General features: G+C 40.7%; 14 protein-coding genes and 2 pseudogenes. 9 read left to right on the forward strand and 7 right to left on the reverse strand.

Going from position 1 to position 20,396, the window contains the following annotated elements; all coding sequences use genetic code 11:
• Positions 1-2: 2 nt before the first annotated feature.
• Positions 3-1,181 carry an efflux RND transporter periplasmic adaptor subunit gene (locus LOC50_RS13355; RefSeq protein WP_250653347.1) on the reverse strand — a complete coding sequence of 393 codons (1,179 nt, stop codon included), beginning with the start codon at positions 1,179-1,181 and terminating at the stop codon, positions 3-5.
• A gap of 292 nt (positions 1,182-1,473) precedes the next feature.
• On the opposite strand from LOC50_RS13355, the gene LOC50_RS13360 reads away from it, so the two are divergent.
• Entirely contained in the window at positions 1,474-3,984 is a 2,511-nt protein-coding gene (locus LOC50_RS13360) for a zinc-dependent metalloprotease (RefSeq protein ID WP_214552279.1), read from the forward strand.
• 52 nt (positions 3,985-4,036) lie between these two features.
• Here the strand turns inward: LOC50_RS13360 and LOC50_RS13365 are convergent, their stop codons facing one another.
• Together LOC50_RS13365 and LOC50_RS13370 are read right to left on the reverse strand one after the other, a co-directional pair.
• Positions 4,037-4,825, reverse strand: a complete 789-nt coding sequence (locus LOC50_RS13365) for a PhzF family phenazine biosynthesis protein (protein WP_250653348.1) — start codon at positions 4,823-4,825, stop codon at positions 4,037-4,039.
• A 65-nt stretch (positions 4,826-4,890) separates the two neighbouring features.
• A complete protein-coding gene (locus LOC50_RS13370) occupies positions 4,891-5,505 on the reverse strand; it encodes a PQ-loop domain-containing transporter (protein WP_069438893.1) in 615 nt (204 codons plus the stop codon).
• A gap of 272 nt (positions 5,506-5,777) precedes the next feature.
• Between LOC50_RS13370 and LOC50_RS13375 the strand changes: the two genes are divergently transcribed.
• The gene (locus tag LOC50_RS13375) at positions 5,778-6,911 is read left to right on the forward strand and encodes a PepSY-associated TM helix domain-containing protein (protein WP_036980663.1); all 1,134 of its coding nucleotides are present in this window, start codon (positions 5,778-5,780) and stop codon (positions 6,909-6,911) included.
• Between the two features lie 65 nt (positions 6,912-6,976).
• On the opposite strand, the gene LOC50_RS13380 is transcribed toward LOC50_RS13375, so the two are convergent.
• The 4 genes from LOC50_RS13380 to LOC50_RS13395 all read right to left on the reverse strand — a co-directional run bounded on the left by LOC50_RS13380 (position 6,977) and on the right by LOC50_RS13395 (position 12,889).
• Complete coding sequence (locus LOC50_RS13380; RefSeq protein ID WP_250653349.1) at positions 6,977-9,790, reverse strand: TolB family protein; 2,814 nt, start codon at positions 9,788-9,790, stop codon at positions 6,977-6,979.
• A gap of 142 nt (positions 9,791-9,932) precedes the next feature.
• Positions 9,933-11,483, reverse strand: coding sequence for a PH domain-containing protein (locus LOC50_RS13385; protein ID WP_250653350.1), 1,551 nt, complete (start codon positions 11,481-11,483; stop codon positions 9,933-9,935).
• A complete protein-coding gene (locus LOC50_RS13390; protein WP_036950028.1) occupies positions 11,473-12,018 on the reverse strand; it encodes a PH domain-containing protein in 546 nt (181 codons plus the stop codon). The genes LOC50_RS13385 and LOC50_RS13390 overlap by 11 nt, the downstream gene beginning before the upstream one ends.
• A 16-nt stretch (positions 12,019-12,034) precedes the next feature.
• Positions 12,035-12,889 (reverse strand): D-hexose-6-phosphate mutarotase, encoded by an 855-nt coding sequence (locus LOC50_RS13395; RefSeq protein ID WP_036980670.1) that lies wholly within the window; start codon positions 12,887-12,889, stop codon positions 12,035-12,037.
• Positions 12,890-13,296: 407 nt separating this feature from the next.
• Here LOC50_RS13395 and LOC50_RS13400 point away from each other — a divergent pair, with 407 nt between their 5' ends.
• The 7 genes and pseudogenes from LOC50_RS13400 (at position 13,297) to LOC50_RS13430 (ending at position 20,387) form a co-directional block, all read left to right on the forward strand.
• Positions 13,297-13,782 carry a MarR family winged helix-turn-helix transcriptional regulator gene (locus LOC50_RS13400; RefSeq protein WP_008466785.1) on the forward strand — a complete coding sequence of 162 codons (486 nt, stop codon included), beginning with the start codon at positions 13,297-13,299 and terminating at the stop codon, positions 13,780-13,782.
• A 110-nt stretch (positions 13,783-13,892) separates the two neighbouring features.
• Positions 13,893-14,935: pseudogene (locus LOC50_RS13405) on the forward strand (hypothetical protein).
• Between the two features lie 142 nt (positions 14,936-15,077).
• Positions 15,078-15,473, forward strand: coding sequence for a YbaN family protein (locus LOC50_RS13410; protein ID WP_036980673.1), 396 nt, complete (start codon positions 15,078-15,080; stop codon positions 15,471-15,473).
• Positions 15,474-15,555: 82 nt separating this feature from the next.
• Positions 15,556-16,188: a PepSY-associated TM helix domain-containing protein gene (locus tag LOC50_RS13415; protein ID WP_250653931.1), complete on the forward strand. Its 633-nt coding sequence runs from the start codon at positions 15,556-15,558 to the stop codon at positions 16,186-16,188.
• On the forward strand, positions 16,188-16,697 hold the full coding sequence (locus LOC50_RS13420) for a DUF2271 domain-containing protein (protein ID WP_013466240.1): 510 nt from the start codon (positions 16,188-16,190) through the stop codon (positions 16,695-16,697). The genes LOC50_RS13415 and LOC50_RS13420 overlap by 1 nt, the downstream gene beginning before the upstream one ends.
• A 34-nt stretch (positions 16,698-16,731) precedes the next feature.
• A complete protein-coding gene (locus LOC50_RS13425; RefSeq protein WP_069438887.1) occupies positions 16,732-17,577 on the forward strand; it encodes a DUF4198 domain-containing protein in 846 nt (281 codons plus the stop codon).
• Between the two features lie 274 nt (positions 17,578-17,851).
• Positions 17,852-20,387, forward strand: a pseudogene (locus tag LOC50_RS13430) (TonB-dependent receptor plug domain-containing protein).
• The last annotated feature ends 9 nt before the right edge of the window (positions 20,388-20,396 follow it).

Here is a 20,396-nt window from a genome sequence, read left to right on the forward strand (position 1 = left end):
CCTTAAAGTTTTTCAGTGGATGCATTTTCTGCTGCATCTGTATTTTTAGTCTCTGTTAAACCGGCTATTTTTACTGCCATGCCTTTTTGAGGGTATTCCGGTAAGGTAGTAACGAGCTTATCGTTGACTTGTAAGCCATCGCTAATATAAAAATATTCACCCTCTTCACGAATCACTTTTACTTTACGCGGCTCTAACTGTTGCTCATCATTAACTATCCACACAGTTTGGTTATTCACTAACTCTTGCGGTAAACGATAAATATTATTGAGCATAGTGCCGGCAAAGTTTACTTGTACATAAGTGCCAAATTTAATTGCAGGCTGCTGATTAGTAAGCCCATAAGGATCTTCAATTCTTACCACTAAACTGCTCATGCGAGTCGCGTTATCAACAATCCCTAAATCGCGGTCTATTACTGCTTGACGAGCAAACCCATTTAATCCTGTTTTAATAACCGTTGCCGTTACCCCTTTAACACGCTCAGGTAAAAACACACTGTCAAAGCCAGCGATCGGAATAATCACTTCAGCGGTTTCAATATTATTCAGCTCGGCAACTTGAGCGCCCATACTGACAAACTGGCCAACACCTACGTTACGACTCACTACTAACGCATCGTATGGTGCAGTGATTTCACAATTATCTAAATCGCGTTGGGCTCTTTTTAATGCTGCTTGCGCCGACTTAACTGATGCTTGCGCACTCAGCACTTGTGGTTTGCGTAAAAATAAATCTGTACGTGCTTTATTTGGGAAACGTTTTGCTTCGTCTTCTGCTACTTTGGCTTGCGCTTGCTCTTCAATTAACACCGCTTGAGCGCGGGCAAGTTCAGCTTCAGCTTGCAATACTGCGGCCTCATAGTTGTCTTTTTCAATTGTAAATAGGGTTTCACCGCGGCCCACAACCCCACCTGCTACAAAGCTCGGATGCCAGCTGACGACTTCACCTGACACTTGCGCTGAAAGCTGGGTATTTTCAAGCGGCTGCACTTCACCATAACTATTAATGATAACTTGATGGTTGTTAGCGGAAACGGCTTCAACCTGCACCGTTGGTCGAGTGTCTATGACTTCTTTTTTGTCTGACTCTTTTGCAATCGCATTAATTGCAACAAAACCAGCAACACCTAATGCCAGTGCTATAAATGGAAAAGCCCATCTAAGTACATTACCTTGCATCTGTTTATTTCTCCCAAATTACTATTAGCACTATGATACCAAAGCTTAATGAAACATTAACGTGACATTTGTAAGCAACTGTTACAAAAAGGTATAAACAAGGTCTTCTTCCGCAAATAAAAGGTAAGTCAAAAGCACTGTTAAGCCGCTTTATAAATGTATTGTTACAATCTTTTACCATTATAAATCATAAAGCTAATCACTTTAGGTTAGTATTTATTAATCATACTGTGCGAAAAAGCATGACACACCGTACAGTAAAGTTATATTAACAACTAAAAAAGACCAAACGATGAAATTAACCACACTTACCTTGGCGCTGAGTATAGCGCTTAGTGGCAGCTATGCTGTTGCAGCAGAAAAAAAAGAAGAAAAGAAACCACAAACATTAACTGAAATGATTAAAGGGCAAACCGAATTTGCGGGTATTTTTAATCTTTACCAAGATGAAAAAACCGGCGATCACTTAATGGTAATTAACGAGTCACAGCTCGATACGCCCTTTGTGTACTTTGCGCATACCATTGATGGTGTAACTGATGCGGGTCATTTTCGTGGGTCGTATCGTGAAACAAAGCTGATTGAATTTAGAAAATACTTTGATCGTATTGATATTATTAGTAAAACCCCTCGCTACTTATTTAACGAAAATAGCGCACTTGTCAAAGCCAGTGAAGCTAATATCAGCGAAGCCGTGCTTGCAAGTATAAAAATAGAAAAGCAAGAAGAAGGTAAAATAGCCTTTAATGTAAATAAGCTTTTTTTAAGTGAAGCGCTACATAAAGTGTCTCCTACGCCTAACCCGAACGATAAAAATGCTAAAAAGCGTTTTAAAGTAGGTAAATTAGACGATAAAAAATCACGCATCATCAAACAGCGCCCATACCCTAACAACCTAGATGTGGTTGTCGATTATGTTTTTACCAATAGCAGCCCAACCGTTCGAGGTTCAGGTGCTGTAAGCGACCCCCGAAGTGTGTCGGTAAAAGTTCAACACTCATTTGTAGCTTTACCTGATAATAGCTACCAACCTCGTTTTGATGATGCGCGCATTGGTTATTTCACCAATCAGTTTGATAAAATGACGTCAACCGACTGGGCGCCATACCAAGATGTCATTAAGCGCTGGGATTTGCAAAAGAAAGATCCAAACGCAGCACTTTCAGAGCCAGTAAAGCCGATTACCTGGTGGATAGAAAACACTACACCGGTTGAATGGCGTGACACCGTGCGTGATGCCGTACTTGCTTGGAACACCTCGTTTGAAAAAGCAGGCTTTAAAAATGCGCTCGAAGTAAAAATACAACCTGACGATGCCGATTGGGATGCCGGCGATATTAACTATAACGTACTACGCTGGACTTCATCACCCAAACCACCGTTTGGTGGGTATGGGCCAGCATTAGCGAACCCGTTAACCGGTGAAATTTTAGGCTCAGACATTATGCTTGAGTTTGTATTTATGAAAAACCGCTGGATATACGATACGCTTTATACTCAAGGCACGATGAGCCATACACAGCCAACCAACTATTCAGAACTCAATTGCTCTTTAGGTCATGAATTACAGCAAAGCCTAATAATGGCCAAGGGCTTAGCAAATGGCGCTGATATTGAAGATACCCAAATGTTACGCCAAGGCTTAACTCAGCTGGTTTTACATGAAGTAGGGCATACTCTAGGTCTTAATCACAACATGAAGTCTTCTATTTTGTGGGATGAGAAAGAAGTTCACGACAAAAGTAAAACCCAAGGCATAATTACCGGCTCGGTAATGGACTATGCGCCAGCAAATATAGCGCCAACGGGTGTGACTCAAGGCGATATTTTCCAAACTAAACCAGGTCCATACGATGATTGGGCAATAAATTACGGCTACAGCGCAGCGCTTAAAGATGAAGCTGCAGAGCAAGCTCGCCTTGATAAAATACTCGCTCGCTCAAGCGAACATGCGCTTTCCTTTGGTAACGATGCCGACGACATGCGTGCCCCTGGCCGCCATATAGACCCTCGCGTGATGATAGGTGACTTGTCGTCTAACCCTGCAGCTTACGGCGCAGATAGAATGGCACTGATCAATACACTCTTTTCAGAACTTAAAGACAAAGCTACAGTAAAAGGTGAGTCTTACCAACAGCTTGTTACTTCAGCTAACAGCCTATTTGGCCAATATCGTGCACAAGCAGGCGTGGTATCTCGTCAAATTGGAGGGGTTTATGTAGAGCGTGCCGTCGTGGGCGATGAAAATGCAGCAAAGCCTTTTACACCGGTACCACTTGAGCGTCAAACCCAAGCAATGGCTATTTTAGCTGAGTATGTGTTTGCTCCAAATGTACTGCAAAGCATGCAGCCATTGTATAACTTTATGCAGCAGCAGCGTCGTGGGTTTAATCATTACGGTAAAAACGAAGACCCTAAACCGCATAAAATGATTTTAGGCATGCAAAAAGGTGTATTAGCTCAACTACTGCATCCTGCTGTGTTACTGCGTATTTCAGATACCGCTTTATATGGTAATGAATACAGCCTTACGCAATTTATGGAGGATTTAACTGCAAGTATTTTTGTTGATAGTAAAAATGCTAATTCAGTCAGTCATAATTTACAGATTGAATACGTAAATCAGCTTATTGCAATTGCAGGCTTAAAAAAAGCAAGTAAATACGATAACTTAGCGAAAACAGCCGCGCTATATCAGCTAACTCAAATAGCCGATCAAGATGTTGCATGGGGTGCAGACACCGCAACCAAAGCACATAAAAAATATATCGACCGCTTAATTAGCAAAGCGCTAGAAGCATAAATAACACTGAGTAAACCAAGGCCACGTTTTACGTGGCCTTTTTTACACTAACTCAAAGGTAAATAGTACCTTTAAGGTACCTTACGGCATGACCCGTCAAAGTTACTGTTGTATCACACACTTCACAGTAAAGTTTCCCGCCTCGTTGTGAGGCCTGATAAGCACTGAGAGAATTTTTTCCAAACTGCCCTGCCCAATAAGGGGCAAGCCCAGTATGAATTGAGCCGGTTACAAAGTCTTCATCCCCCCCACTTGCAGGCCAAAAATAACGAGAAATAAAGTCATACTCAACACTCGGTGCTGTTGCAACCACATCTAATAGGGCTAATTTTTTTAGTTGTTCATTGGTTGTTTTCAAATCTACAACCTGCTGCTCATTATCATAAATAGCAAAATAAGCTTGGCGGTTTTTCAGCACTTTAACAGGTTGTATAGACAGGCCAGCTAATAGAGCATTAGGGATGAGTTGAACCTCTTCAGGGGCTTGTTTAGGAAAGGTCATAGCAAAGCTGCCATCGTTATTTTTATTAACAATCAGTTTGCCCACAGCCTCTGCGCTAAAGCACACCTGCGATATACTATGTTGCTCACAAAGCACATAGGCCGCCGCTAAAGTAGCATGGCCACAAAAATCAATCTCCATTAATGGCGAAAACCAACGTATCGCAAAGCTTCCATCTGCCGACTGACAAGTAAAAGCGGTTTCAGACACATTGTTTTCCGAAGCGATATTCAGCATAAGATCATCACTAAGCCAAGACTCCAATGGGATCACGGCAGCATAATTACCTTTAAACAGTTCACTGCTGAACGCATCGATTTGATGGATAGTTAATTTCATAGTGGGCACTTTTTATTTATTGGTCACTCAAAGTGCCACAAATGAAATTAACGGTCACTATAATTTTATGCCATCACAGGACGTACGCGATAATACTGCATACACGCAAATTGCAGCGCATTAGTTAGCAATATCATAATAAACATTAATATATGCGAAGTACTTTGCACTGGCATGGCTAGCTCTGCAAACAAACCACAGATACCTGCTATAAATTGCAAACTAAAATAGCGCGCACTCAGGTTACTAATATTCCCTGTTCGCAGTGTTTTATAGGTTTGTGGCATAACCCGTACTGAACTCATAATTAAGCCCACATAAGTTAAGCCGTTTAGCACAGAGGCAGTATCTAGGTTAGGGTTTAACAGCAACAAAAAAGGTAATAACGAAAAACTAAGCATGCCAAGTAACTGCAGCTTCTGACGTTTAGCGGCATTATAACGGGCAAAAAAGTATAAAATTAAACCACTCAACAATCCTGTCGCAAAAAACGGCAAAGCAATATAAAAGCGAGCAAAATAAAGATTGTAGCTAATAAAGTACACACTTTGCGCTAAACCAAATGTCATCATTAACAGTGATACACCCGATACACTGCGGTTTTTAATAATTTTATTAAGTAGCGGTAAAAAACTAAAAACCAAAATAAACACTGACAAAATAGGCAAATAATACGCCAAAGCAAACCTCGCTCGTTACATTGTTGTTAATAAAAAGGAAGAAATAAAACATTTTTTAAACATTTGTTTTTAAAGGCTTTATTTTTGTGCGCGCATTGTAGAGCTGGCTAGGTTTTATACAAGCTTAACGCTTACTTTAGTTTTTAGTGATGGCAACTTGAGTATACAAAAACCGTTACTAAAACTTCACAGCACGCCACTCCAACCAATTGCAATACAAATGATAACTGTTATCATGCGCATGCGTATAATTTAACATACAAGCTAAAATAATGAGAAAAACACTGTTTAAAATTCATAGTTGGTTGGCGCTAATTGCCATTATTCCGTTAATTGTTATTAGCATTACTGGCAGTGTTTTAGTGTTTAAAAGTGAAATAGACGGCTTACTGATGCCTGACAAACACTTTGTGGTACAGCAGCAAGCTGCTCGCTTACCTATGGACTCATTAATAGATAAAGCCGAAGCAGCCTTTCCTGAGTATGTAGTAGGAAGCTGGGAGCTTTTTAATAACACCACCGCCGACCGGCTTTACTTGGTTAAGCGTGGCACTGACGATTGGTATAAGTTGCATTTAGACCAATACACGGGAGAAGTTTTATCAGAACCCGTAAGCACAACTCATTATTTTACCGACTGGTTTTTAGAGCTCCATTACACCTTTTTACTTAACGACTTAAAAAGTTTACCAGGGCAAACAGGCACCGTATTAGGGTTCTTTTTTGCTTTATTTTTATTAACCTTAGGTATTACTGGCTTAATTATTTACCGCAAATTTTGGCAGCGACTATTTAGCGTACGCTGGCGCGCAACGTTACAAATAGTACTCAGTGACATTCATAAGATGACCGGTGTTTTAGGCTCACCTATCCTTATCGTTTTAGCTATTACAGGTGGTTATTTTAATGGTGCAGTGTGGTATCACGAAGTAATAGAACACGCAGAAGAAGAGCACCACACTATTACAAATAAATTATATAGTGACGACATCTCTTTTGAGCGGATTCTTAATGATAGCAAGCTGCAAATACCCACTTTTAATACAACTTTTTTAGTTTTTCCACGAGAGCCCGATGAAAATATCACTCTTTATGGCGAAGTAAATACCAATAACCCACTAACCAGTGAATACGCCAATACCATAACCTATGATAAGCAAACAGGTGAACACATGGCTAACTGGGATATTCGAGAGGCTGGTGCTGGTTGGCAAGTAATAGACAGTTTTAGAAAACTACACTTTGGTTATTTTGCTGGGCTTATCAGTAAAATACTATGGTGTATTGTTGGCCTTAGCCCTGTATGGCTCGCTGGTACAGGCTTTTATTTATGGCTTACCCGCCGCAAACGTAAAAAGCACTCACAAAAGAATCGCTTAACTCAGCGAAGAAATGTGAATGCTTGATAGTATTAATGCTCAGCTAAGTTACTGTCCTTAAAGGCAAGTAAGTAACTTAGCTAAATAGGCTTTTATAATGAATAGTAAAAGCTTAACCACGCGCGCATTTCATCTTCAAAGCTGTCGCCTTCAACACGCGACAGTCCAGCATTAAAGGTTAAATCGTTTACGCCCGCAGGCCCCATCCCGAAGCTAAAGTCACCTTGGTATTTTAAGCCGTAACTTTGTGCATAAACGTTGCTATCTAATTGATGTTGTTTGTAATAAAGCCAAGGCATCCCCTCTTTAAAGCTAACGCCACCGCCATAACCTTGATAGCGCTCTGCAGTTGCACTATAAAAAGGTAATTCAGCAGCAAGCACAAATTCACTACTTTGCTGCTGATTAATTAAATTAGAACTAAAGCCGCCTAATGTCAGGCTGCTGTCATCTCTTTGCTTTTGCTCAAAGTTAACAAAAAGTGGTATATCAAACGCTTTACCAAATATTTTTGCTGCCAAGTCATAACCTTGCCAATGACTACTGTGATTCTGCCCATCATAAATGCTGGCATAAATACTCTGCCCTATGGCAAATGCTTGGCGGTCATGTTGCCATTGCTGACTAATACTCAACCGTGTCCAATTTTTATGGCTATTTTTATAATCTGTATAGTTATAAGCAAGCTCTGGGGTTAACTGAAGCTGGCCAAACTTCAATGGGTGGCTTATTGCAGCAAAACCACCTCGGGCATCAATATCAGCGTTTAAGCTAGGTTGATATTGACGTGATGTATCCAAATTATAATCAAATAGCGCAAGCTTAAACTTTGTGTTTAACGCATTGTATTTTGCTTGTATAAAGCCGCCATTTAATGCACCGTCATGCAAATCAATGTTATAACCCGCTTGTAAATCAAGTTGCTTTAATAAGTCGCTACTTTTTATACCTACACTTAGCAAACTGGTTGACGCTGAATAATACTGAGATCCCAAGGCAAACGTCGCTTGCTGCTCAAGTACTGCGTAATCGCTTTGTTCTGCTATCTCATCGGTATATATTTTTGCCGGTGGCAAGGTATGCTTATTTACCATCAACAATGGGGCTTCACTGTTTACAGCGAGATCTGTTACGACTGTACGGTTTTTTGTTGTTAGCGTTTTTACATCAGGGCCATCGGCATTAATGGAGAAATAAAGTAGTGAGCCATCTTCAGCCTCAATCGGGTATGCGAGCGCTTCTTGCCCGTTAGTTAAGCGGGTGAGGGTGTTATTTTTTATATGATAATTATAAATATCAGTCTTATTATTTAGGCCAGCAACAAAATAGATAGATTCCCCATTTTGACTAAAACTTGGCTGACTTAAATACTGATACCCGTTAGGCATTGGGATTGACTGCCTGGCATCACCGCTTACATCTTGTATATACAATTGCCAATTTTCGTTTAATGATGCTGATAAGTAAGCTAGTTTTGTTTCATCGGGGTTTAGAGTCGGGTAATCATACGTTGTTTTTAAGCTCTTGGTAAAAAGTGGCGTGATTGTTTGTGTATTAAGATCGACTTTAACTAATTCAGAATACCCAGCTCTTATTTGCTCACCGTAAAGTGTTTCACCATCGCGGGTAACACTAAAACGGCGAATACCGGCCAGCTCTGTAAGTTGCTCTATGTTGCCAGTGTCGGTGTTGTAGCTAAAAATGTCAGACACTTTGTTATAAGTTCCCGATTCTTCACTACTGTAGGCATTAAAATAAAGTGTGTTGTTATTTACCCATTGCGGGTTAGCAATACCTGCGCGATTAATTTGATTTAGTACTTGTTTTTGTTCGCGCTTAAATACGATTGGCGGGGTATCAGGAACATCTTGCTTATCGTTCTCTAGGAGCTCCTTTTGCACCTTAGTAAACTTATCTCGTGCTTTGGTGTTGTCTTCTGTACTGTAAATTATTAGTTTTGTTTTACTCTTTTCATCACGTTCAACTATCGCAATTTTGCTACCATCATTTGAAAGAGCTGGATTGCTAGCGTATAAATCTAGCTTTAACCAAAGCTTGCTATTAAGTGATGATTCGGTTTGCTCTTGTTGCATTGCTTTATAAGTGTATTCAGCAATAAATCGACGATATAACCTTGCAGCGCTTTGCCCAAATACACCAGAAAATGCGTCGTCAAAATCTCGTGATTTCACTGCTCGCATACGAACCCATACATTATCGAGTAGCTGCTCTGAGTAATTTTGCTCTAGCCAATATAAAAAACGACTTCCCATTAAATACGCCATAGAGCCCGCCATAAAGCCCTCATCGCTATTTAGTTGCCCATAGGTGGGAAGCGCTCCCTGCTGAGCAAACTCTCTAAGCATTGCCTCAGCATAGTTGTCAAATAAGCGCCCTCGGCCTGTCATTTTTGATTCGATTAAAGTAGCGTACCCTTCGGCTACCCAGCGCGGTGTATTACCATAGGTTAAATCGTATATATCCCATACACCGCGAATCTTTTGCTGCCAGTCGTTACGAGTTGGTTGCGCTAAATGGACTAAATGAATGTATTCGTGCAGCACCAACAATTGCTGCCAACCCGATGAATTTGATATCACGGTATCCGACTGCGGTGGCGTAGTAAAAAGCGCCATAACAGGATTATTAGAGGTTGGTAAGGCAAAGCCATTTGCTGCATTTAGAGGGTCAAACACCACCACATCGACGATTTTATCAAGCACCCGATTTTGTTGCTCAAGCACTTTAGTGCGAACAATCTCAAGTTCTACCGCAGTCGATTTAGCAAAATCAGTATGCTCACTACTAAAGTGAACATTAAAATGCTCGGTATGAATGGTTTGCCAATTAGCAGCAAAGCTAGGTGCAGCCAATAATAAGACTGATGCAATGAGTGACTTTTTCACAATAATCCCTTAAATAGTACATTTGATAATGCTTAGAGTATTATCAAATGGAAAAAACGGGCAGTAAAAAGTGTAATAAAGCATGTGCAAATGTGTTTTAACACCCGCTTTATTATTTAATCTGAGTTTTGAACAAAGGAAGTTACATCCAACTGCGAGGGTCTGACTCAGCCTGCATAAGTGTAAAATCTATAATGAAGTCAGCATCTTGCTGTTTTAAATATGGGACATACGCACCGCCTGCAGCAAGTTGTATATACAGGCTTTTTAAGCCAGAACGACGCATAAAAAAGGTGCTCACACTGCGAGCGCTTTGTGCTTTGTAGAGCTCAAATACCCGGTAATGCACGCCAATCATACCTTTGCGTACCACCAAATAAAAACGCCCATCTTGTTGATGAAGGTAATACCCATAACGTTTATAAGATAAAAACACTAACGCGGCTAGTACCAAGAATAATGCTAATGCAATTAATATATTAAGTTGCATAAAGCTAATAAAAAAACCAGAAGCAACGCTCGGTAGCAAAGCATAAAACACCGTGTTTTTATATAACAACGCCCTTTCTACCGCATTGAATGCCAGCTTTTTACTGTCAAACCACGGATAAATCCACTGACACACATTATCAACTTGCTTCTGCGTGAGCACAGGCAGCACTAAGGTTTGTTTATTCTTTTTCGCCATGCTTGCAGCACCGCCGCTACTGGCTTGCAAACACTCCACAGTAAAGCGTTTTAATAGCCTAGCAACTAGGTTTTGCTTAATAACGATTGACTGTACTTTGTCTAAACTAATTGATAGTTGATGACGCTCTAACAGCCCTGCAATACGTTTGAATTTATTATTTTTAAAGTAAAGCTGATAGTTATAAAAACGAATGAGCGACATAGTCACCGATAAAAACACCGCAATAAATACCAACATAATAATTAAAGTTATAACCGCAAACACAGCTGCATTAGCCATCATACCCAGCTCTTGCTGATAAAAACCCTCTATTTTTGTTATGAACTGCTGCTCTAAAAAGTCGATGGCCACATTCATAAAAGGGGCAATTGCCGCAAGTGCTAAAATAGCCATATTCGACATTAAACCAAATTTAGCAATTTCTTTATTGGTGATAACTAAACTATTTTCGCTCTGCTCTTCAATATGAGACTGCGCTGTATCAGCCACCTCAGCTGATGATTGTTGCTGCGCTTTATAGTCAAACACTCGTTTACGCATTTGTTGCGCGTAATCTTTAGTTACCCCTGGCAAAACAGCTTCTTGAGCAACACTGCCTGCCGCATCAAAAATACAATTAACTAACCCTATGGGGGTGAAGTAAAATGGCTCCGCTATATTTACGTTTTGCACTCGAGAAAATCTTAAGGTAAGTCGCTCTTTTTTAAATACGCCTTTATTAAGTAAAATTTCATGCTCGTCAGTAATACAAAAACGAAAACTACGGTAATACAAAAAACAATAGGCAAGCAATGAAGTTAAAGCAACCGCGAGCCCAACTTGCCCCCAAAATAGTTTATTTTCTACTTGGGTAACAAATACCACCAACACGGGCAGTAAATTAAATAAGCCGTCTTTTATGAAGCGCACACTAAAATGCATCACAAAATAAGCCAGCGCCCAGGGCGACACTTTTTGCCAGTTAAGTGAAGGTGACGTTATTTGCGCAGCATCAACACTCACTGGCAGCTACCTCGCTTGCGGTTTCATCGTGGCGATAGCTTTGTACAAACTGACGAATATTTTTGCATTTTTCGTGGGTCAGGCCGCTAATTTGTAAATCGGCACTCATACCGCCGGCGCTATAAAGTCTTAAACTGGCTAAACCAAGTTTTCGCTCTATGGGCCCACGGTGTATTTCAATATGCTGCACACGCGCTAACGGTAAAATTGTCACCTGCTGCCAAATAATGCCTTTTTTAAAAGCAATATCGTGGGTACGCAACGCGCTGCCCTGTAATTTTATGCTGAACACGCTGTATAACATACACAGTAAAATTAATAGCGGAACAGCAACCAATAAGTAACCTTGCGCCATAGCAGCAAAGTCTGTATTAAAATAGCATACAGCCGCTAGTACTAAGCAAAAAGGAATGAAAAATAACAACCAATTCAATTGTGCATGCAACAATGCTTTGTCCGCAAGCGGCTCAAACACTATGCTTTTATGTTGCGGTAGGTCGGTTATTTGTTGATTAGTAAACACACTTTGCTCCATTTCGCGTATGGTAGGCTTAACCAAGCCACTTTATTGTTGTTACTAGGGTATGACTTTGTTTTGGCTCAAGCGTAACCGCATCTTCAAGTACATTCGCAGCCTCTAGGCATAACATGCTTTTATAATCATCATCGGCAAAATTTGATAGTCGCTTTGATTTTTCAATCCATGGATTCCATAACACGCACGAGCGCGAGTTTTCTCTGCTAACGCTGATCGTCCCTTGAGGAGTTTCAATGGTTTGCACAGCCCCGGCTTGGGTATAAACCATATCGGTTTCACGGGTAAAACCAACCACATCACTTTGCCGATAAGGCCCTTGGCCAAATTCTATGTATTGCGCCCCTTGCAGCCCTGTTACGCAAGTATTATTAATATCATCAGTTGGAAAGTAAGTATGCAGCGCCTGTGTATAACTAAATGGGGTGTTACCTAAATTACAGGTGGTTAAACGCACCTCTAACTGCTCAGATAAAATAAACTCAACCCTTAAAGAAGATTGATGAGGCCAAAAGGTAGAATCTATCTGCTTCATTGGTAATTTAAGACTAACAGTAATCTCGTTCTCGGTTTCATGCACTTCATCGGCTTGCCATACGTGCGTGCGCGCAAAGCCATGTGCTGGAAAGTCTTTATTTTCATGTTGACCAAACCAAGGCCAGCAAATAGGAATACCGCCACGAATGCCCTTCCCTTCGCTAAAGGTTTCATCCCCAGACACCCATAATAGTGGCAATTTACCTTTGGGTGTAAACTCAGTTATTTGCCCACCTTGTAAAAATATTTTCGCCTTACATTGGCGACTATTAATACTAATAAATTCCAAACCGCTATATGTACGCTCAATACATACTGAGGGTGATAATTGCATTTTATCTCCTTTAACACTGAGACTAATTTTTTAGTACTTAACCTGAGTTCAGGTTACTGTACACAAACAATAATGCATGCTTAAAGCATAAGCTACATAGAATAGTTATTTAAATTGAGTTAGTTACTATATTTTTATGCCACATCAACGGCTCAATTACGACTAAAGCTTTAAACCTGTGGCTTGCGTATCGCTTTTAACTTACGTAAGGTGCGCAGCCTTAGCAAGGCTGAGGTATTATTAACTTTTAATAAAATAAAGATAATAAATGCCATTTTAATTACTGATCAAATTAATAAAAACCATTAATAGCGGCGTTAAATGATATATATCATTTGAATTCAATTTATTTGATGTGTAACATTTCGTGATTACGGCAACTGATTCGCCTTTCATGAGACAAACAAATGCAAAAATATGACGAGTTACTAGTTTCTTTACGCAAGGTGATCCGTGCGATTGACTTACATTCAAAACAACTTAATAAAACAGCGGGTTTAACAGGACCACAACTGCTTATTATGCAAGAAGTGTCTCAAACTGACGGCATTACCGCGAGTCGTATTGCGCAAAATGTAAATTTAAGCCCGGCAACGGTCACAAATATTCTTGACCGAATAGAAAGCAAGAATTTGGTAACACGCGTTCGTAGTCAAATGGATAAACGCCGGGTCAGCTTATACCTTACTGAACAAGGTAAAGAATTACTCGAAAAAGCCCCTCAGCCCTTGCAAGAACACTTTATCGAAAAATTTTCAGCGCTTGCTGAATGGGAACAGAGCCTACTACTTTCATCAATGCAACGTATTGCCGCAATGATGGATGCAGATAAGCTAGATGCCTCTCCTCTTTTAGAAGTAGGCGCACTATTTCAAACTTCTACTAAAGAATAAAACGCAGTATAAAAACAATAAACTAAATTAGTCTGCCATTTTCTCCTATTTCCACACTAAGAGGCGCATCGTTGCGCCTTTATTTTTTAATCACAATCAAAACGGCTATTATGACTAAACTCTCAAAACTAACACTCGCATTAATTTTAAGTGGTGTTGCTAGCAATTCTTATGCATCAAACCTTCAACCTCTCCAAAGCTAATTAACGCAGTTAAAGCAACAAGTAGATAAACTTGAAAGCAAACTCGCTGAAAAAAAGTCTCAGCAAGTAGAACAAGTTAGTAAACAGTTGCAAGCTACTTCTACAGACACTGCACAGCAAGAAAAGCAATAATCTGGATAAAAGTAGGAGGTGCTATTCGCGCTAACTACGGTATAAACTCTTACGATGAAGGCAATGAAGATCGCGGTGGTGACTTTGATTTAGGGGTAGTCGCCAAGCATAAGCTTAAAGACAACTGGACACTTGATCTCGGCTTTTTTAAAAACGATGAACTGGGTGGAGTTGATGGCTCAGCATCAGACAAAAATCATCGTTACTCTTATGATATTGTTGGTAGTCGCCCTGCCGATGAAGGCACCTATGCCGAGCCTGCAAAGCAACTTGGTGAATACAACACCTTTGCTGGTCGCGCTACTTATCAGCTTGAGCATAGTAAAAATATCACCACTGACATCGGGGTATCGTTACTCAGTTGCGGACTTCACGACGGTGAAGACCGTGCGGGTAATTACAGTGCGTGGGCTGTTCACTTAAACAGCAACATTAATAACTGGAATATTCAATTGCAACACGGTGAATATGACTTAGACGATGGTAATAACCGCTTTGCGGTGGGTGCTTTTGACTATTATGACAGTGTATCGAGCCAAGCCACAATGACCAACTTTAATATTGCCTATGACTACGCACTAGAATGGGGCCCAGTTCCCAATCTGCAGTTTTATAACGACTATGGGATCATCGACAACAAGTCAGATAATAGCGCCAATACTTGGATGAATGTAACCGGTATGAGCATCACTGCTGGCGGATTCTTTAGTTATGTTGATTTCGTACAAGCCCGTAATCAACCCTTTATTGGCGGTACCGTTATTGGTGATGGCGATACCGGGCGCCGTTTTAATATTAATTTAGGCTATTACTTTTAATAGGTAGTGCAATCAGGAAATTCTTTTCCTTTGCTAACCCTAAATGGCTTAGTTGATAACATGCAACTAAGCCATTTTCTCTTCATTTTACCTTTTAATTAGCTTACACTTTTACCGTTTAATTAATTAAAAAAGAGCTAAAGTGAGTATAAAAAACGCTTTTATTTATTATAAAAACTTCGGCTTTAAATTGCTGGGACTACTGTGTGTATTACTCGGCATTGTTGGTGTTGCCCTACCGGTTATGCCAACCACGCCGTTTTTAATTTTAGCCTTAGCCTGTTTTGCTCGCTCATCCGCGGCGCTTGAATCTTGGCTATTAAACCACCCTCGCTTTGGCACAACATTACAACATTGGCGCGCCCATCAAGTGGTTCCTGTAAAGGCAAAGTATGCTGCGGGTATAGGTATGCTAATAGGCTTTATGTTTTTATTATACAACAGCCCTCCAGCTTGGATTATTGCTCTAGTGGCTGTTGTTGAAGTGCTGATTTTAACTTACTTAATCTCTAAGCACTCAACTCCTCCTAAAAAATAAAGTGTAAAGTTTGGTAAATAAATTTGTAACAGCTAATGAAAATCATTATCATCCGTGTAAGTTAAATAAGTTTGTACCTTTTATGCCCTTTGTTAATAAACGCACTTTATATAGTACAAGTCGCACTCTACATATCTATATTTCCACCGCTTTGTTTTTTTTACTTATTCTATTTTGTGTAAGCGGTATAGTGCTAAACCATGTTGACTGGTTAAAAAACGATAAAAACAATGGCCAAATTACGGTCCAAATCCCCCAAGTTCTGCTTACTCAAGCAAATACACAATTGAATAGCCTGCCTGCTATTTATCCACAAATAGAAGCTTACTTAGCCAAACACTATGGGCTGAATAAAGTGAAAAGCATTGAATGGGAAAAGCAAGATTCACTGGTTATACTCGACTACCCATTACCAGCAGGCTATGCCTATGCAGAGTTTGATTTTATTAGTGGCGAATTGTTACTCGATTATCAAACCGGGGGGTTTTTAAGTGTTATTGGCGATTTACACAAAGGTCGTCATTCAGGAGAAGTATGGAGCTGGGTTATTGATATATCTGCAGTACTGATGATTCTATTTGCCATCACCGGCATGATTATTTTATTTCAAAACAGAAAAAAACGCTTAGCAGGAATATGGATAACCGTATTAGGAATCGCAACACCATTGGTTATTTATTTATGCTGGGTTCCACAAATTAAAGGAGTGTTTTAATGTTCAAGTTTAAATCTTTAATTAGCACCGTATTGCTGTTAATTGCCGTGTGTTTTCACACTTCGGTGGCAGCGCAATCCCCCCAATTAGAAATCGAATTAACTTTACCTGAGTTAGATGTGCAGCCCTATCATCGACCTTATGTTGCTGTTTGGCTCGAAACACCAGAGCGTAAACATGTCACAACTTTAGCGCTTTGGGTACAAAAAGCGGAATGGTTTAAAGACCTACGCCAATGGTGGCGCAAAGCCGGTAAAAGTGATGCAAACTTCGATGGGGTTAGTAGCGCAACCAAACGCGCAGGCACTTATACCATTAATTGGGACGGAAACGATCTTAATGGCAAATCAGTTATCGCAGGAAAATACCTGTTAAATATTGAAGTTGTTCGTGAAGAAGGCGGGCGTGATTACAGCCGTATTGAGCTTGATTTAACCCAATCAGGAAAAATAACCATTGATGGCAAAAACGAATTTTCAACCAGCTTTGTCACTGTATCCGCTAGGTAGTCCCTACTTATCATTCAAATTTAAAGGAAAAATAATGAACGTTAATTTATTAAAAACAGCACTCATTGGCGTACTGAGTTTATCGACGCTGGTATCAACAGCTGCAAGTGCACATGGCCGCTGGTTACTACCTTCGCATACCTCGCTATCAGGGGATAAAGCCCATTATGTAATGATTGATGCGAGTATTTCTAACGAAATTTTTGCACCTGATAAAGCATTTCGTCCAAGCACAAAAGGCGCTGAATACGACGATACTCTGCTTATGGCACTTGCCCCAAATGGCGAGCAAGTTAGCGATACCATTCGTGCCTATTACCTACAACGCAAAAGCTCTGCTGCAGTAAAACTTCAGCAACAAGGCACCTATCATATTGCGATGACGCAAAAACCTATGTACATGACATTCTACAAAAATGCAGCAGGTGAGCGAAGCCGTGTATTCGCCAAAAAAGCAGATGCCAATCTACCTAAAGACGCCAGCGACATCACTACAATTAAAACCATCTCTACTGTTGATACCTTTGTTAGTCATAATGGTACCTCTAAACCAGCACAATTAGGTCAAGGCTTAGAGCTTAGCGGCCCAACGCATCCAAACGATTTATTTGTTGGCGAGCAAGCGCGCTTTCAGCTAATAAGCGATGGAAAGCCGGTTGGCGAAGGCATTGAAGTCAGCATTTTAAAAGGTGATACACGCTATCGTAACGAACGTGGCGAAATAAAAGTAACGACCGACAAAAACGGCATGTTTAGCACAACGTGGAAAGAGCCAGGCCTATACCTAATCGAAACCTCTCAAAAAGTGACAGTAAACGAAAAAGATGTAGACGCCAGCCGCTATGTATTATTTACCACCCTTGAAGTAGCACCTGAATAAATTTTAATTCCCTACAGGCCACATTAATCGTTTGGCCTGTAGCTTCTTTATAATTAAACCCCTTTAACAAAGCTTTAAACCAAGTTAGTCATTTTCGCTGCCTAAATAAGCATAATCCTATATTTTAGCCTCCTTGTCTGTTCCTGTTTCAATCTATTATTCCGATCACTTATTTTTATGAAAATAGTTGAATAACTTAGTCAATTTAGATCTTTGCGATGCACTAGCCGCTTATATATGATGCGTCCTTTTCAAAATCTTCAAGGCACGCTCAATGACTTTTCAGCATTTATCAGCTAATAAAAAATTAGCACTTAGCTTGGCTATTACCACCGCACTTGGCGCCTCTTTTTCAGCTGCGAATGCGGCTGAGCAAACTAACCAAGTCGAAGAAAATATCGAAGTAATTTCAGTAACAGGCACGCGCCGCAGTTTGCGTAGTATTGCGCAAAGTACTGTGCCTGTAGATATTATTAGCAGTGACGATATGGCAAGTACAGGGCAACTTGAAATTAGCCAAGTGCTCGCTAACCAAGTACCAAGCTTTAACTACCCAAGTGCCACACTCTCTGATGGCACCGATCATGCTCGCCCAGCGGTTTTAAGAGGCCTTGCGCCCGATCACACTTTAGTCCTTATTAACGGTAAGCGTCGCCACTCTGGTGCGTTATTAAACTTAGGGGGCACGGTTGGTCGCGGCTCTACCGCGGTTGATTTAAACATGATCCCAACCTCTGCAATTAAGCGTGTTGAAGTTCTGCGCGATGGGGCTGCAGCACAATATGGTTCTGACGCCATTGCGGGAGTAATCAATATTGTTTTAAAAGATGCCACCGAAGGCGGCAGTGTTAGCGTAACTTATGGCCAATACGACAGCCAAATGGCCGGTGTACCGCAACTAAATAGCACTTATGCGGATGATAACGGCAACCTTGCATTTAATTTAGGCGACGATCGTCACGTTAACGACGGTAGTACACGCACAATTAGCGCAAACTCAGGTTTTTCATTAACAGACAATGGTTTTGTAAATGTATCAGTTGAATACCGTGATAACGACTCAACTCAACGCTCTGGTTTTGATCCGCGCGAACAATACAGCCGCCTAGATGATGGCAGCCTAGACCCACGCGAATTTACAATTGATCGCTACAATCACCGTTTTGGTAAAGCAGCGCTGGAAGACTACGCTTTGTTTTACAATATGGGATACGATTTAGAGAATGGCTATAATGTTTATTCGTTTGGTAGCTATTCAGAGCGTGAAGGTAACTCGGGCGGATTTTACCGTCGTGCAAAAGACAGCCGCAATGTTTTAGAACTATACCCTAATGGCTTTTTGCCACAAATTGCTACCGACGTAAAAGATTACTCGTTGGCACTTGGTTTACAAGGCGATAGTGGCGACTGGACTTGGGATGTAAGCACTAACTACGGCCGAAATGACTTTGGTTTAGGCGTTGTAAATAGCCTCAATACTTCTTTAGGTACTAATAGCCAAACTGAGTTTGATAACGGCGCCATGGTTTACGATCAATTTTTAGTTAATTTTGATGCCAATACCAGCGTTGATTTTGGTCTACCCGATGATGTGTTTTTCACTATTGGTGCTGAATACCGCCGTGAAAGCTATAAAATAGAGCAAGGCGAGGAAGCCTCTTATATTACTGCGCTTGATAACAACGGCAACCCAATTGCTGCTGGCGGTGCGCAAGTGCTTCCTGGATTTGGGCCGCAAAGCACAACCAATGAAAGTCGTCATAATGTTGCTGTATTTGCTGAATTTGATACTTACTTAACTGATAAATGGAATGTTGTTTTAGCCAGTCGCTATGAAGATTACAGCGATTTTGGTAACACATTTACTTCAAAATTAGCCACGCGTTACAGTATTAACGACAACCTATCGTTACGTGGTGCGGCAAGTACTGGCTTTCGTGCGCCGTCACTTGCACAAAGCTCGTACCGTCAAATATCGACTATTCTCGAAAATAACCAGCCTTTTGAAGTTGGTCTATTCCCAAGCTCTGCTCCTGCAGCTCAAGCGTTAGGTGCAAAACAGCTCGATGCAGAAGACTCAGTTAACGTTACCGCTGGATTTGTTTACACTCAAGGTGGCTTTAGCTTAACAGTTGATGCGTACCGCATTGATATTGATGACCGGATTGTACTCTCTGAAAACTTAAGCGGTAACGCTGTACAGCAAATTCTAGCGAATGCTGGCGAGCTAAATACCGAAAGTGTTCGTTACTTTACCAACGCCATCAATTCGCGCACGCAAGGTGTTGATATTGTGGCAACGTACACACTTGATTTAAATACATTGGGTGATGTGCGCTTAAATGCGGCGGCAAACATTAACGATACCGAAGTGACTCATGTAGATGCAAACCCGAGCGAGCTAAATTCTTTAGGCGATGACTACGTGGTATTTGCCCGTCGTGAAGTAGGGCCGTTTTGAGCAAGGCACACCCGATAACAAACTAAACCTATCGGCTGTTTGGAGCTTTAACCAATGGCAAACAACCTTGCGTGCAACTCGCTATGGGGAAGTGGCAGATATTTCAACCACCAGCGAGGGTGATGAATATTTAGATGCTAAATGGATTGCCGATTTAGAAGTCGCTTATCGTCCTAACGAAGCGTGGAAATTTGCAGTGGGTGCAAATAACTTGTTCGATCAGTACCCTCAAGCAACGGTAGATAATATTGGCTATTCTAACTTTGGCCAAATATTTCCGTACACGCCTTACACACCCTACAGTTTAGATGGGCGCTTTTTATACGGTAACATTACTTACAATTTTTAAGTAAAACGC

The sequence above is a fragment of the Pseudoalteromonas sp. SCSIO 43095 genome (assembly GCF_023650455.1).
GTDB lineage: Bacteria > Pseudomonadota > Gammaproteobacteria > Enterobacterales > Alteromonadaceae > Pseudoalteromonas > Pseudoalteromonas tetraodonis.

Bases quoted from the DNA above. Each gene is read 5' to 3' on its own strand.
- LOC50_RS13355 (WP_250653347.1), bottom strand. From the start codon at position 1,181: ATGCAAGGTAATGTACTTAGATGGGCTTTTCCATTTATAGCACTGGCA.
- LOC50_RS13360 (WP_214552279.1), top strand. From the start codon at position 1,474: ATGAAATTAACCACACTTACCTTGGCGCTGAGTATAGCGCTTAGTGGC.
- LOC50_RS13365 (WP_250653348.1), bottom strand. From the start codon at position 4,825: ATGAAATTAACTATCCATCAAATCGATGCGTTCAGCAGTGAACTGTTT.
- LOC50_RS13375 (WP_036980663.1), top strand. From the start codon at position 5,778: ATGAGAAAAACACTGTTTAAAATTCATAGTTGGTTGGCGCTAATTGCC.
- LOC50_RS13390 (WP_036950028.1), bottom strand. From the start codon at position 12,018: ATGGAGCAAAGTGTGTTTACTAATCAACAAATAACCGACCTACCGCAA.
- LOC50_RS13395 (WP_036980670.1), bottom strand. From the start codon at position 12,889: ATGCAATTATCACCCTCAGTATGTATTGAGCGTACATATAGCGGTTTG.
- LOC50_RS13400 (WP_008466785.1), top strand. From the start codon at position 13,297: ATGCAAAAATATGACGAGTTACTAGTTTCTTTACGCAAGGTGATCCGT.
- LOC50_RS13415 (WP_250653931.1), top strand. From the start codon at position 15,556: ATGCCCTTTGTTAATAAACGCACTTTATATAGTACAAGTCGCACTCTA.
- LOC50_RS13420 (WP_013466240.1), top strand. From the start codon at position 16,188: ATGTTCAAGTTTAAATCTTTAATTAGCACCGTATTGCTGTTAATTGCC.
- LOC50_RS13425 (WP_069438887.1), top strand. From the start codon at position 16,732: ATGAACGTTAATTTATTAAAAACAGCACTCATTGGCGTACTGAGTTTA.